The organism is Streptomyces sp. NPDC033966 (assembly GCF_055575955.1).
This window is the reverse complement of record NZ_JBVIRQ010000039.1, coordinates 1-12524: the sequence shown is the minus strand read 5'-3', so window position 1 is coordinate 12524 and position 12524 is coordinate 1. Positions and strand designations below refer to the sequence as shown.

The window sequence follows — 12524 nt, the reverse complement described above, 5'->3', positions numbered from 1 at the left end:
CGCCCGAGGACACAGAACCAACACCGTCCTCACCGTCGGCAGCGGCTTCGGCGGATTCCAGAGCGCAATGATCCTCCGCGCCCCGGAAGGAGCGAAGGCATGACCAGGACCGTCATCACCGGGCTCGCCGTCACGGCACCCAACGGAATGGGCGTGGAAGCCTATTGGAAGGCGCTGCTCGACGGCAGCACCGGGATCGCCCCGGTCACCGGCTTCGACGCCACCGGCTACCCGGCCGTGCTGGCCGGCCAGATAGCGGGCTTCGACCCCGCCGACCACCTCCCGGGCCGGCTGCTCCCGCAGACCGACCGCTCGACGCAGCTCGCGCTCGTCGCCGCCGACTGGGCGCTGACCGACGCCGGCGTCCCCGACGACACCGTCCGGGACTACGACATCGGCGTGGTGACCTCGAACGCGCTGGGCGGCTTCACCTTCACCCACCACGAGTTCGCCAACCTGTGGAACAAGGGTTCGAAATTCGTCAGCGTCTACGAGTCCTTCGCCTGGTTCTACGCGGTGAACACCGGCCAGATCTCCATCCGCCACGAGTTGCGCGGCCCCAGCGCCGCCCTGGTCGGGGAGCAGGCGGGCGGTCTCGACGCGCTCGGCCACGCCCGGCGCACCGTCCGGGCCGGCACCCCCGTCGTCGTCGCGGGCGGTGTCGACTCCGCCTTCGACCCCTGGGGGTACGTCTCCCAGCTCGCCGGCGGCCGCGTGACCCGGGAGAGCGACCCGGCCCGTGCCTACCAGCCCTTCGGCACCCGGGCCTCGGGCTACGTGCCGGGCGAGGGCGGGGCGATGCTCATCGTCGAGGACGCGGACGGCGCCGCGCGGCGCGGCGTACGTCCGTACGGCGAGATCGCCGCGCACGCGTCGACCTTCGACCCGGCTCCCGGGTCCGACCGCCCGCCGACGCTCGGCCGGGCCGTCGAGGCGGCGCTCGCCGAGGCCAGGCTCGCCCCCGGGGACATCGACGTGGTGTTCGCCGACGGTGCGGGCCTCCCGGAGCTGGACGCCGCCGAGGCCGGGGCGATCCGCTCGGTGTTCGGGGCGGGCGGGGTGCCGGTGACCGTCCCCAAGGCGCTCACCGGGCGGCTCTACTCGGGTGGCGGGCCGCTGGACGTGGCCACGGCCCTGCTGGCCGTCCGGGACGGCGTGATCCCGTCGACTCCCACGGTCACCGAGGTGCCCGCCGAGTACGGCATCGACCTGGTGCACACCGGTCCCCGGGAAGCCCGGATCCGCCACGCGCTGGTCCTCGCCCGCGGCCGGCACGGCTTCAACTCCGCGGTGGTGGTCAGCGGCCCGACGGCCTAGTTGTGGATCATTAACGGCGTTAACGTTGATGCACCGTTAACGCCGTTGGTGTCCGCGCCGGTCGGCGGGCCGCTCAGCGGGCGGCGGACGTCAGCAGGTCGGCGGCCGCGCCGGGCCGGGCGAACCGCCGGTTGTGGTAGACGAGCGGGTCGGCCCCGCTCACGTCGGCGGATTCCATGCGGCCCACGAGGATGCTGTGGTCCCCGCCGTCCAGTACGTCGTGCAGGGCGCACACGATCCGGGCCGTGGCATCGGTCAGGCCGGGCAGACCGTGTTCGAGCGGTTCCATCGGGGTTCCCGCGAACTTGTCCAGCCCCGTGTGTCCCGAGCGGGCGAAGGCCCCGGCGACATCGGCCTGGTCCGCCGCCAGCACGTTCACGAGGAACCGCCCGCTGCGGACGAAGCCCTCGTGGCAGGCCGCCTTCTTCGCCAGGCAGACCAGCACCAGCGGCGGATCGAGGGACAGGGAGGTGAAGGAGCCTGCCGTGAAGCCCAGGCGCCGGCCGGCCGCGTCCACGGTGGTCACGACGGTGACGGGGGTGGGCACGTGTGCCATGGTCCGGGCGAATTCGGCGGGGTCGATGGTGGACAACGGTCCTCCTGGCTCAGGTGCGTACGGGCGCTGCGCAGACCGCCCGGCTCAACGGACGTCCTCCACGGGCGAGCCCTGGCGGGCCTCGGCGCTCCGCCGCTCCACGGACTTGCGGAGGGAGGCGACGACGGTGAGCACGTCCGCGTCGGACAGGCCGGGGTGCAGGGGCAGGCACAGGGTCCGGTCGGACGCCCAGTCGGAGGCGGGCAGCTCGGGTGCCGGGCCGTCCGCGGGGGCGTAGGCGGGGACCTTGTGGAGGGGGGCGTAGCGGAAGGTGGTGTAGATCTCGTCCGCGAGCAGGTCGCCGGCGACCTGGTCGCGGATCGACGGGTCCATCTGCACCCAGTAGAAGTAGTACGTGGACTCGTGCCCCTCGGGCAGCCCCCCGGGCGTCAGCAGGCCGTCGACGGAGGCGAGTTCCCGGTCGTAGAGCTCGACGATCTCCTTGCGGCGGGCGACCATCTCGGGGAGCCGGCGCAGCTGTACGGAGCCGATGGCGGCGGTGAGGTCGTTGCCGATGACGCGGCGGCCGGGCTCGGGGATTTCCATCTCCCACCAGCGGGAGGAGACCTTGGCGTGCCCGAAGCCGCTGGACTGGGCGAGGCCGTGGTAGGCCAGGCGGCGGACCCGGGCGGCCTGCTCGGGGTCCATGACGTAGATCATGCCGCCGTCGCCGGTGACGAGGACCTTCATGGCGTCGAAGCTCCACATGGCGAGGTCGCCGAAGGTGCCGACGGCCTTGCCGTCGACGCGGGAGGCGACGGAGCAGGCGGCGTCCTCGATCAGGGTGATGCCGAGCTCTCGGCAACGTGCGGCGATGCGGTCGATGTCGCCCGGGTAGCCGCCGTAGTGGAGGACGACGACGGCCTTGGTGCGCTCGGTGAGGGCGGCCTCGATGTCCTCCAGGGAGGGGTTGAGCGTGCGCGGGTCCACGTCGCAGAAGACCGGCCGGCCGCCGTGGGCCAGGATGGCGTTGGCCGCGGCGAGGAAGCTCAGGGAGGGCAGGACGACCTCGTCGCCTTCCTGGAGGTCGAGCGCCTCGGCGGCGAGGAACAGGCCCGAGGTGGCCGAGTTGATGAAGACGACATGTTCGGGGTCGACACCGAGGTGTTCGGCGAAGGCCGCCTCGAAGGCCTTCGTCCGGGGGCCGTGGCCGAGCCACCGGTCCTGGAAGACCCCGGCGACCGCTTCGAGCTCCTCGGCGCCGACCTGGGGCTGGAAAAGATTGATCACGGTGCTGCCTCTCACGTCGGGTGTCACTGAGAGCTTGCGGACGTCTGCTCGACGTTCGATCAAGTTCCGGTGCACTGCTCCCGGTGCACCGCGCTGTGTTCGCCGGCCCCCCGGACGCGGAAAGTGCCTCCCGCTCGGGGACCGGAGGAACCCCGTGCGTGGGGTTCCTCCGGGCCGAGTGCGGAAGGCACTTCCGGGTGGCCGGCGGCGTCGGCCGAGGAGCGTGCGCGCGTCAGCGGACCTGGGTCTTCGAGAGCACGACCGGCTTGGCGGGGTCCGGGTAGCAGGGGAGCTCGCCGACCTCGAAGGTGGTCGGGTCCTCGGCGGTCCAGCGGAAGCCGGGGTCGGCCGCGCTGGTGCCGGCGATCGAGGTGGTGACCTCGCCGGGGGCGGACGGGGCGCGCAGGGTGACCCTCAGGGTGGGCACGTCGGCGTCCTCGCCGGCCTTGAAGGGTCCGGTCGCCTTGACGATGGCGCGGCCCGGCTCGAATTCGACGGTCTGCTGGGAGTTCCCGAGGTTGGAACCGCCGACGAGCGAGTAGCCGAGGACCTTGGCGCCGGCCGGGAGGTTGTAGACGAACTTGACGTCCCACGCCTTGGTGTTGAACTCGGTGCGCGGGTTGATGGGCGCCGGGTCGAAGGAGACGTTGAAGACCGAGTTCCGGTGCACGTTGGCCGGCGCGGTGACCGTGTAGTCACGCGCGTAGTTCAGCACGAAGGTCTGGCCGTTGTACTGGACCGGGCAAAGCAGCGGCACATTGCTGGAAGTCGTGGCCGCAACGGCGCTTCCGGAGAATGCCACCGCCGTCGTGGCGACGACTGCGGCGACGGCCAGGGTGCGGTTGAGGGCACGCGAGGTACGCAACGAAAATCTCCTTGTGGTGGGGTGGTGCGGCAAAGCACCGTCAGTTTCAGCCACCCCCCTCAATGCCGACTCGAATTCCGGTCCACCTTTTTCGGCCAGCGGGCGGCCGACGACGGAGGTCCTTGACGTCAACTGCGGTTGAGGTTGCAGAATCCACTTATTGTCCGGAATCCAGAGAACAGGGGATTGATTCGTGCTGACCGTGGAGATCTGGTCCGATGTGGTGTGTCCGTGGTGCTACCTGGGGAAGCGGCGCTGGGAGTCCGCCCTCGCCCGGTTCGAGCACGCGGATCAGGTCAGGACCGTGTGGCGGTCGTTCGAACTGCGCAAGCACCAGCCGACGGTCCCCGGTGACCCGCTGGAGGAGATGATGCGCCGTGACGGCCACTCCCAGGAGGAGCTGGACCAGATCTTCGGCTGGATCGCCGGCCTGGGCGAGGATGAGGGCATCCGGCTGCGGCCGGCCGAGTACCGGCCGGTGAACTCCTTCGACAGCCACCGCCTGCTGCACGCCGCTGCGGAGCACGGCCTGGTGGACGCCGTGAAGGAGCGCGTCCTGCGCGCCTACCACTCGGACCTGGAGAACATAGCCGACCACGGGGTGCTGCGGGCGCTCGCCGCGGACGCGGGCCTGCCGGCCCAGACCGTGGAGCGGGTGCTCGGCGGTGACGCGTACACGGCCGAGGTGCGCGAGGACGAGGAGCGGGCCTCCCGGATCGGGGTGACCTCCGTGCCGTCGTTCGTGGTGGACGGGCGCGAGGTGGTGCACGGCGGGGTGGAGTCGGACGCCATGCTGGCCATGCTCGAAAAGGAGTGGCAGCGCGCCACCGCTGCCGCGGGCAGCCGCTGACGGCGACCCCCGGGAGAGGAGCCGTGCGCGGGCGGCGGACCTTGCGGGTCCGCCGCCCGCGCGGCCGTTGCGTCAGCCCGGGAGGATGACGAGCTTGCCGCGCACGTGCCGGGTCTCCACCTCGCGGTGCGCCTCGGCGGCCCGCTCCAGCGGGTAGGTCCGGGCGATCTCGATGCGCAGACCGCCCTGTTCGTAGAGGTCGGCCAGTGCCCGCAGCCGGTCGGTGGAGCGCTGGCTGAAGAGCGGGAGGACGCCCAGCTCCTCGATCCGGTCGAAGCCGACCAGCGTGCCGATCCGCTCCCGGTTCTCCAGCAGTTCCACCGAGACGTCCAGCGCCTCGCCGCCCGCGCCGTCGAGGATGGCGGTGACGCCCTGCGGGGCGAGTGCGCGCACCCGGTCGGCGAGGCCCTCGCCGTAGGCGACGGGTTCGGCCCCCAGTCCGCGCAGGTAGTCGTGGTTGCGCGGGCTCGCCGTCCCGATGACCTTCGCGCCGTAGGCCCGGGCGAGCTGCACCGCCACGGTGCCCACGCCGCCGGCCGCCGCGTGGACCAGCAGGGTGTCCCCGGGGCCGACCTTCAGCTTCTCCAGGGCGGTGTGGGCCGTCTGCCCGGAGGCCGAGAACACCCCGGCGACGTCCCACGGCATGCCTTCGGGCTTGGCCACGATCTGGTCCACCGGCACCACGAGGTACTCGGCGTGGCAGGCCAGCAGGGCCCAGCCCAGGACCTCGCTGCCGGCCTCGAACCCCTCGGCCCCCTCGCCCACCTGGTCCACGACGCCGGCGAACTCGTTGCCGATCTTCTGCGGGAAAGCCAGGGTCTGGCCGGGCGGGGCCCAGCCTCCGCGCACCGAGCAGTCCGACGCCTGGATGCCGGCCGCCTTGACCTTCACGCGGACCTGGCCGGGACCGGCCACGGGGGTCTCGACCTCCAGCAGTTCGACGACTTCCGGTCCGCCGAAGGAGTTGATCGCCGCTGCCTTCATGGGAGTGCCTTTCGTTCGTGGGGCTCCTGCCCCGTCTTTCGTTTCGAGCTCGGTTTCGATCGGTGCCACCGCCCTCAGGGGCGGGTCGGGGCCGCCGGCTCGGTACGGCCCCGTGCGGCCTGCTCCTCCAGGACGCGCACCACGTCCGCCGGGGTCGGCATCCGCGACATCTCCTGGCGCAGCACCTCCGCGCGCTCGCGGTACGAGGGCGTGGCCAGGATGTCCTGCACGGCGTCGGTGATGTTCTCCGCGGTGTCGTCCCCGGGGCGGATCATCTTGGAGGCGCCGAATTCCGTCAGGCGTTCCGTGTAGTCGACGACGTACGGCAGGTACGGGATGAGGACCTGCGGCACGCCGTGCGCCATGCTGCCCAGGACCGTGTTGCCGCCCGCGTGGTTGACGACGACGTCGCAGGTCGGCGCGAGCACGTCCAGCGGAAGCCAGCCGGCCCGCACGTTGTCGGGCAGGGGGCCCAGCTTGGCGGCCATGTCGTCGGGCGCCCCGACGAGCAGTTCGACGTCCAGGCCCTGCACCTTCTTCACGAGGGCCGCGAGGACGTCGAGGTAGTAGTCGGGGGTGATGCGGCTGCCCGCGGTCACCAGCACCCGGGGCCGGTCGCCCTTGGTGTACATCCACGGCTCCAGCGCCTTCGGCGTGGTGTAGGGGATGTACCGCATGGGCTGGGCCGGGGGCGCGTCCCACACCCGCAGGCTGGGCGGGCAGGTGTCGACGAAGAGGTCGAAGCGCGGCATGTCGTAGAGGCCGAGGCGCTCCAGGGAGAACCCGAGCTCCGCGGCGGCCGCGAGGTCGATGGTGCGCGGCTCGCCCATGTCGACGGCGTGCTTGACGTAGGGCACGCCCGCGTAGGCGGCGATGAGCGGTGCGGCGAAGGCGAGGGCCCCGCCGACGACGATGTCGGGCCGCCAGCGGTCGACCAGGGGGACGAGCCCCTCCAGGCAGTTGGCCGCGTACCGGCCGAAGCACCTGCCGTTGAAAAGGAAGCGCTCGTGCAGGTCCGACGGAATGGGAATGCGGTTTCCGTCGTCGTCCAGCAGCGTGTCCATCATCGAGGTCGCGGTGACCGGTACACCGGGAATTCCGGCGCGGGTGACGATCGGCATGATGTCTTCGGGGCCGGCCATGAAGACCTCATGGCCTGCGTTCCGGGCGGCCTGGGCCAGGGGGATGATCGAGAAGATAACTCCGGAGGTTCCTCCGGCTACGAAAAGGATTCTCATATGTCAGATCGTTGGCATCGGGGTGTGGAGTCCGGCTCAAGTGCCGTTCGACAGGCGGCTCAGGCGGCCGGGCCGCCGGACGGTGCCGTCTGCTGGGGCCGCGGCCGGGCGACCGGTTCCGTCTGCCGTGCCGCTCCCGGCTTCAGGAACAGCAGGACGAGCAGGACCAGCGCGCACAGGGCTCCGGCGGCGACGAAGCCGACGGTGATGGAGGTGGCGCCGACCAGGGGGCCGACCACGACCGGCGCCGCGAACTGGCCGGCGAAGTTGGCCGTGCCGGACAGCGCCATGGCCCGGCCGCGCATCGCGGCGGGCGCGGTCTCGCCGATCCACATGGCCAGGGCCGGTACGGAGATGCCGCTGCCGGCGCCGAAGAGGACGGCCGCCAGGGCGAGCGGGACGGCGTGGCTCATCGAGGCGCCCACCACGAAGGCCAGGCCCCACAGGACGAGCGCGCAGCGCAGCAGCGCCACGTAGCCCATGGCGGCGCGCAGCCGCCCGTAGAAGAAGCCCGATCCGCTGCCCGCCAGCGAGAGGCTCGCCGTGATCGCCGCGATGACGACCGGGTCCTCCACGCCGATCTGGTCGAACCGCTGCGGCAGGAAGACGATCAGGACGTACAGCAGGAAGGAGGAGATCAGGGAGAGGGCGTACATGCCGAGCAGCCGGGGGGTGGTCCGGAACAGGGACATGGTCCCGCCGCCGCCCTGGGCGCGGCCGGCCGCGGGGATGCGCGGCATGGCGAACAGCATCGCGAGGCCGACGGGGATGCCGACGAGGTAGATGGCGAACGGGCCGTGCCAGGACCAGACCGCGAGCACGCCGGCGATCAGCGGCCAGACCACACCCCCGAGCCCGATGGCGGTGGAGCGCCAGCCGGCGATCCTGTCGCGCTCCGGGCCCTCGAAGAGCGCCATCAGCGCCACCGTGGTGCCGGTGAACACCGCGGCGGCGCCGATGCCGAACACGAACCTGCTGGCGATCAGCGTGGCGTACGAGTCGGCGAACAGGCCTGCTCCGCCCGCGATCCCGTACAGCACCAGCCCGGCGATCATCGGGGTGCGCAGGCCCCACCGGTCGATCGCCCAGCCGACGAAGGGGCTGGTGATCGCCAGGGACAGGCCGTGGGCGGTGAGGATCAGACCGGCGGCGGTGCCGCTGACACCCAGGTCGGTGCGGATGGTGGCCACGACGGGGGCGAGCACGGTGCCGGCCATCACGGTGAGGGTGGAAGCGAGGAGGAGCGCGGAGAGGGTCATCGTGCGACGGCCCGCGCTGGGGAACGGCGTGGACGTGGATGTGTCCAAGGCGGGACCTCCGGATTTCAGGGGTACGGAGCAGTGCCTCCATGCTTCAAGCTGAAGCGCACTTGAGGTCAAGGCCGCCCCCGCGAGCGCCGCCGTGCGCACGGCCACGAGCCGACGGCCCAAATCTCGATCGTGAACAGCCGCGGTCGAGGACCGCTCGGATTCCGCTCGGGCTGGAGGGGTCTTCAAGCTCAGTGAAAGATCCACCCCAACTCCCGTTGCCGGATTGACAATTCGGCGTCAACTCGGGTTGCGTGCAGGCCGGACATGAGTTCCGATATCGACATTCGGGTCGAGACGGTCCATGACTGCGAGGGGGATTTCGTGACGGAACAGCGAGTCGCGCTGATTACCGGTTCTTCTTCGGGAATCGGTGCGGCAATCGCCGAGCGCCTTTCCGCCGAGGGATTCCGTATCGTCGTCAACTCGGCGCGTTCCGCGGAGCAGGGGACGGCATTCGCCCGGTCCCTTCCGGACGCCGTCTACGTACGGGCCGACATCTCCGACGAGGACGAGGCCCGGCAGCTGGTCGATTCGGCCGTGGAGCGCTACGGGCGGCTGGACGTCCTGGTCAACAGCGCCGGTACGACCAAGGTCGTGCCGCACGCGGACATCGCGGCGGTGACGCCCGAGCTGTGGCGCACCATCCTCGGCGTCAACGTCATCGGCACCTGGCAGGTGAGCGCGGCGGCCGCCCCCTACCTGGCGAAGGGGGCGGAGAACGGCGCGGGGCCGGGGAACATCGTCAACATCTCCTCCGTCGCCGGCAGCCGGCCCGTCGGCAGCTCGATCCCCTACGCCGTGAGCAAGGCCGCCCTCGACCACATGACCCGGCTGCTGGCGGCCGCGCTCGGCCCCGGCATCCGGGTCAACTCCGTGGCCCCGGCGCTCACCGAGACGCCGTGGACCCAGGACAGCCCCTTCTTCCAGCAGATCGCCGAGAAGGTGCGGCAGAGCACCCCGCTGCGCCGGGTGGGCACCAGTGCCGAGGTGGCCGAGGCCGTACTGGCCGTCCTGCGCATCGAACACATGACCGGTGCGGTCATACCCGTCGACGGCGGCGCCCGACTCATCTGAAAGGCAGTGCATGAAGCTCGCAGTCAACCTCCTCGCACGTGAGGCCGTCCCCCTGGCCGAGGCGGCGGAGGAGCTGGGGTACGACCTGGCACTTGCTCCGGAGGGCTACCGCAACGACGCCGTGAGCGTGCTGGGCCTCGTGGCGGGCCGCACCCGGCGGATCGGCCTGGGCTCGGCGGTCATGCAGATCCCCGCCCGCCCGCCGGCCGCGGCGGCGCTGACCGCCGCCACCCTCGACGCGCTGTCCGGGGGCCGGTTCCGGCTCGGGCTCGGACTGTCCAACCCCGACGTCTCCGAGGGCTGGTACGGCGTGCCGTTCGACCGGCCGCTCGGGCGGACCCGGGAGTACGTCGAGATCGTCCGCGCCGCCCTGCGCGGCGGCCCGGTGACCTACCGGGGAGAACACTTCACGCTGCCGCTCGCGGACCGCGCGGCGGCGCCGCTCCACCTCTACGCCGAGGGGTACCGGCCCGACCTGCCCGTCTACCTCGGTGCGGTGGGGCCCCGCAACCTGCGCCTGGCCGGCGAGATCGCGGACGGCTGGATCGGCGTCTTCACCTCCCCCGACGGCGTGCGCGAGGCCGTGGCCGAGATCGCGCGCGGCCGCGCGGCACGGGGGCTGTCCCTCGACGGCTTCGAGGTGATCCCGTCCCTGCCCACCGCCGTCGCCGACACGGTGGAGGAGGCGGCCGACCAGCTGCGCGGCCAGTACCGCTACCTGATGGGCATCGGCGACCCGGAGACCAACTTCTACTGCCGTCTGGCCCGGGGCTTCGGCTTCGACGAGGGCGTGGAGCGGATGCACGAGCGGCTGGCCGCCGGCGACCAGGCCGGCGCCGCGGCCGCCGTCCCCACCGAGTTCATCGCCATGACCGCCCTCGTCGGCTCCGAGGACCGCATCGCCGAGCGCATGAAGGCCTACGCGGAAGCGGGCGTGACCACGCTCAGCATCATGGTCTCCGCTGCCGCCACCACGCTCGAAGGCCGGCTGCGGATCCTGGAGACGTGCGCGAAGGCGGCGGCGCGGTGACGCCGAACCCCTCCACCGCGTCACCGCGCCTGGACGAGATCGCGGACGGCGTGTTCGCCTACGTCCAGCCCGACGGGGGCTGGTGCCTGAACAACGCCGGGTACATCGCCTCGGACGACCGGCCCGTGCTGATCGACACCGCCGCGACGCATGACCGCGCCCTGGCCCTGAAGCGGGCCGTCGCCGAGGTCGGCCCGGCGCCCCGGTTCGTCGTCAACACCCATTCGCACGGCGACCACACCTTCGGCAACTCCCTCTTCACCGACCGGGCCGTGGTGGTCGCCCACGAGACCACGGGCGTCGAGATGGAGACCGTGGGACTGCACCTGACGACGCTCTGGCCCGAGGTGTGCTGGGGCGACCTGTCGGTGGAGCTCCCCGGGCTGACCTTCCGCGACGGGCTGCGCCTGCACACCGGCACGGCACAGGTCGACCTGATCGCGCTCGGCCCCGCCCACACGGCCGTCGACACCGTCGTCTGGCTGCCCGAGCAGCGCGTGCTGTTCGCCGGCGACCTGCTGATGTCGGGGGCCACCCCGTTCTGCCTGATGGGGTCGATCTCCGGCTCCCTCGAAGCGGTCGCGGCGATGCGGGCCCTCGGGCCGCGGACCATCGTGGCCGGGCACGGCCCGGTAGCGGGGCCGGAACTGCTCGACACCGCCGAGCGCTACTTCCGGTGGCTCCAGGACCTGGCGCGCGACACCGCCGCCGCCGGTCTGTCGCCACTGGAGGCCGCTCGGGAGACCGACCTCGGCGAATGGGCCCTGCTGCTCGACTCCGAGCGGCTGGTGCCCAACCTCCACCGGGCGTACGCGGAGCTCCGCGGCGCGGAGCCCGGAGCGGCCCTGGACATCGGGGAGATGTTCTCCGACATGGTCGCCTTCCACGGCCGGGTCCCGGCCTGCCACGCCTGAGCGGCGCCCCCCGCACGGCACCGCCTTCCCCACCCCCCTCGCGGGCACGCCCCGCACGCAGCCATCACAACGACGGAGGAACGAGACATGGTCTCGCAGTCACAGGACCGCCGCACCGCACTGGTGACCGGAGCGACGAGCGGAATCGGCCTGGCCGTGGCCGCCCACCTGGCCCGGGGAGGCGCCCGCGTCTTCCTCTGCGCCCGCGACGCCGACCGGCTGGCCGACACGGTCAAGCAGCTCCAGGACGAGGGCCTCGACGTGGACGGCACCACGTGTGACGTGACCGACCGCGAGGACGTCAAGCGGTTCGTCGCGGCGGCCGTCGAGCGCTTCGGCACCGTCGACATCCTGGTCAACAACGCCGGGCGCAACGGTGGCGGCGACGTCTCCGAGATGACCGACGAGCTCTGGTACGACGTCATCAACACCAACCTCAACAGCGTCTTCCTGGTGACCCGTGAGGTCCTGTCCGCCGGCGGCATGCGCGACAAGAGCTGGGGCCGCATCATCAACATCGCCTCCACCGCCGGGAAGCAGGGCGCGGTGACCGCCGCCCCGTACTCCGCCTCCAAGCACGGCGTGGTCGGCTTCACCAAGGCGCTGGGCCTGGACCTGGCCAAGACCGGGATCACCGCCAACGCCGTCTGCCCCGGCTTCGTCGAGACGCCCATGGCCGAGCGCGTCCGCAAGCACTACGCCCAGATCTGGGACGTCACGGAGGAGGAGGCCCACAACCGGGTCACCACCCGTGTGCCGATCGGCCGCTACGTCGAGGTCGAGGAAGTGGCCGCGATGGTCGGCTACCTGGCGGACGACGCGGCCGGCTCGGTCACCGCCCAGGCCCTCAACGTCTGCGGCGGCCTGGGCAACTACTGATCGCCGCCGGAACGCGAGACGAAGGAGAGCCAGCGATGAGCAGGCGAGTAGTGATAACCGGCATCGGCGTGCGGACGCCGGGCGGCAACGGCCAGAAGGAGTTCTGGAGCCTGCTCACCGCAGGGCGCACCGCCACGAGGAAGATCTCGTTCTTCGACGCGTCGGGGTTCCGGTCCCAGGTCGCCGGCGAGGCCGACTTCGACCCCGAAACCGAGGGCCTGACCCCCCGCGAGATCCG

At 71.8% G+C, this 12524-nt stretch carries 13 protein-coding genes; 7 read left to right on the top strand and 6 right to left on the bottom strand.

Features of this window, described 5'->3' with window-relative positions:
- Positions 1-99 precede the first annotated feature (99 nt).
- Entirely contained in the window at positions 100-1317 is a 1218-nt protein-coding gene (locus ACZ518_RS39130) for a ketosynthase chain-length factor (RefSeq protein WP_469117797.1), read from the top strand.
- 73 nt (positions 1318-1390) lie between these two features.
- Here the strand turns inward: ACZ518_RS39130 and ACZ518_RS39125 are convergent, their stop codons facing one another.
- From ACZ518_RS39125 to ACZ518_RS39115, 3 genes are all read right to left on the bottom strand, one after another.
- Entirely contained in the window at positions 1391-1909 is a 519-nt protein-coding gene (locus tag ACZ518_RS39125) for a flavin reductase family protein (protein WP_469117796.1), read from the bottom strand.
- 48 nt (positions 1910-1957) lie between these two features.
- On the bottom strand, positions 1958-3142 hold the full coding sequence (locus tag ACZ518_RS39120; protein ID WP_469117795.1) for a DegT/DnrJ/EryC1/StrS family aminotransferase: 1185 nt from the start codon (positions 3140-3142) through the stop codon (positions 1958-1960).
- 232 nt (positions 3143-3374) lie between these two features.
- Positions 3375-4007 carry a hypothetical protein gene (locus ACZ518_RS39115; protein WP_469117794.1) on the bottom strand — a complete coding sequence of 211 codons (633 nt, stop codon included), beginning with the start codon at positions 4005-4007 and terminating at the stop codon, positions 3375-3377.
- Between the two features lie 193 nt (positions 4008-4200).
- On the opposite strand from ACZ518_RS39115, the gene ACZ518_RS39110 reads away from it, so the two are divergent.
- Positions 4201-4857, top strand: a complete 657-nt coding sequence (locus tag ACZ518_RS39110; protein WP_469117793.1) for a DsbA family oxidoreductase — start codon at positions 4201-4203, stop codon at positions 4855-4857.
- A 72-nt stretch (positions 4858-4929) separates the two neighbouring features.
- Here ACZ518_RS39110 and ACZ518_RS39105 read toward each other — a convergent pair whose 3' ends face one another.
- The 3 genes from ACZ518_RS39105 to ACZ518_RS39095 all read right to left on the bottom strand — a co-directional run bounded on the left by ACZ518_RS39105 (position 4930) and on the right by ACZ518_RS39095 (position 8386).
- Positions 4930-5841 carry an NADP-dependent oxidoreductase gene (locus ACZ518_RS39105; RefSeq protein WP_469117792.1) on the bottom strand — a complete coding sequence of 304 codons (912 nt, stop codon included), beginning with the start codon at positions 5839-5841 and terminating at the stop codon, positions 4930-4932.
- Between the two features lie 74 nt (positions 5842-5915).
- Positions 5916-7079, bottom strand: coding sequence for a glycosyltransferase (locus ACZ518_RS39100; RefSeq protein ID WP_469117791.1), 1164 nt, complete (start codon positions 7077-7079; stop codon positions 5916-5918).
- 59 nt (positions 7080-7138) lie between these two features.
- Positions 7139-8386, bottom strand: a complete 1248-nt coding sequence (locus ACZ518_RS39095; protein ID WP_469117790.1) for an MFS transporter — start codon at positions 8384-8386, stop codon at positions 7139-7141.
- A 324-nt stretch (positions 8387-8710) separates the two neighbouring features.
- Here ACZ518_RS39095 and ACZ518_RS39090 point away from each other — a divergent pair, with 324 nt between their 5' ends.
- From ACZ518_RS39090 to ACZ518_RS39070, 5 genes are all read left to right on the top strand, one after another.
- Entirely contained in the window at positions 8711-9463 is a 753-nt protein-coding gene (locus ACZ518_RS39090) for an SDR family NAD(P)-dependent oxidoreductase (RefSeq protein ID WP_469117789.1), read from the top strand.
- A 10-nt stretch (positions 9464-9473) separates the two neighbouring features.
- Positions 9474-10493, top strand: a complete 1020-nt coding sequence (locus ACZ518_RS39085) for an LLM class flavin-dependent oxidoreductase (RefSeq protein ID WP_469117788.1) — start codon at positions 9474-9476, stop codon at positions 10491-10493.
- Positions 10469-11407 (top strand): MBL fold metallo-hydrolase, encoded by a 939-nt coding sequence (locus ACZ518_RS39080; protein WP_469117787.1) that lies wholly within the window; start codon positions 10469-10471, stop codon positions 11405-11407. Before ACZ518_RS39085 ends, ACZ518_RS39080 begins: the two co-directional genes overlap by 25 nt.
- Positions 11408-11494: 87 nt before the next feature.
- Positions 11495-12286 carry a 3-oxoacyl-ACP reductase FabG gene (fabG, locus tag ACZ518_RS39075; RefSeq protein WP_331719201.1) on the top strand — a complete coding sequence of 264 codons (792 nt, stop codon included), beginning with the start codon at positions 11495-11497 and terminating at the stop codon, positions 12284-12286.
- 35 nt (positions 12287-12321) lie between these two features.
- Positions 12322-12524 (top strand): beta-ketoacyl synthase N-terminal-like domain-containing protein (locus tag ACZ518_RS39070; RefSeq protein ID WP_469117786.1); only part of this gene is annotated, 203 nt, incomplete at its 3' end.

Bases quoted from the DNA above. Each gene is read 5' to 3' on its own strand.
- ACZ518_RS39130 (WP_469117797.1), top strand. From the start codon at position 100: ATGACCAGGACCGTCATCACCGGGCTCGCCGTCACGGCACCCAACGGA.
- ACZ518_RS39105 (WP_469117792.1), bottom strand. From the start codon at position 5,841: ATGAAGGCAGCGGCGATCAACTCCTTCGGCGGACCGGAAGTCGTCGAA.
- ACZ518_RS39100 (WP_469117791.1), bottom strand. From the start codon at position 7,079: ATGAGAATCCTTTTCGTAGCCGGAGGAACCTCCGGAGTTATCTTCTCG.
- ACZ518_RS39085 (WP_469117788.1), top strand. From the start codon at position 9,474: ATGAAGCTCGCAGTCAACCTCCTCGCACGTGAGGCCGTCCCCCTGGCC.
- fabG (WP_331719201.1), top strand. From the start codon at position 11,495: ATGGTCTCGCAGTCACAGGACCGCCGCACCGCACTGGTGACCGGAGCG.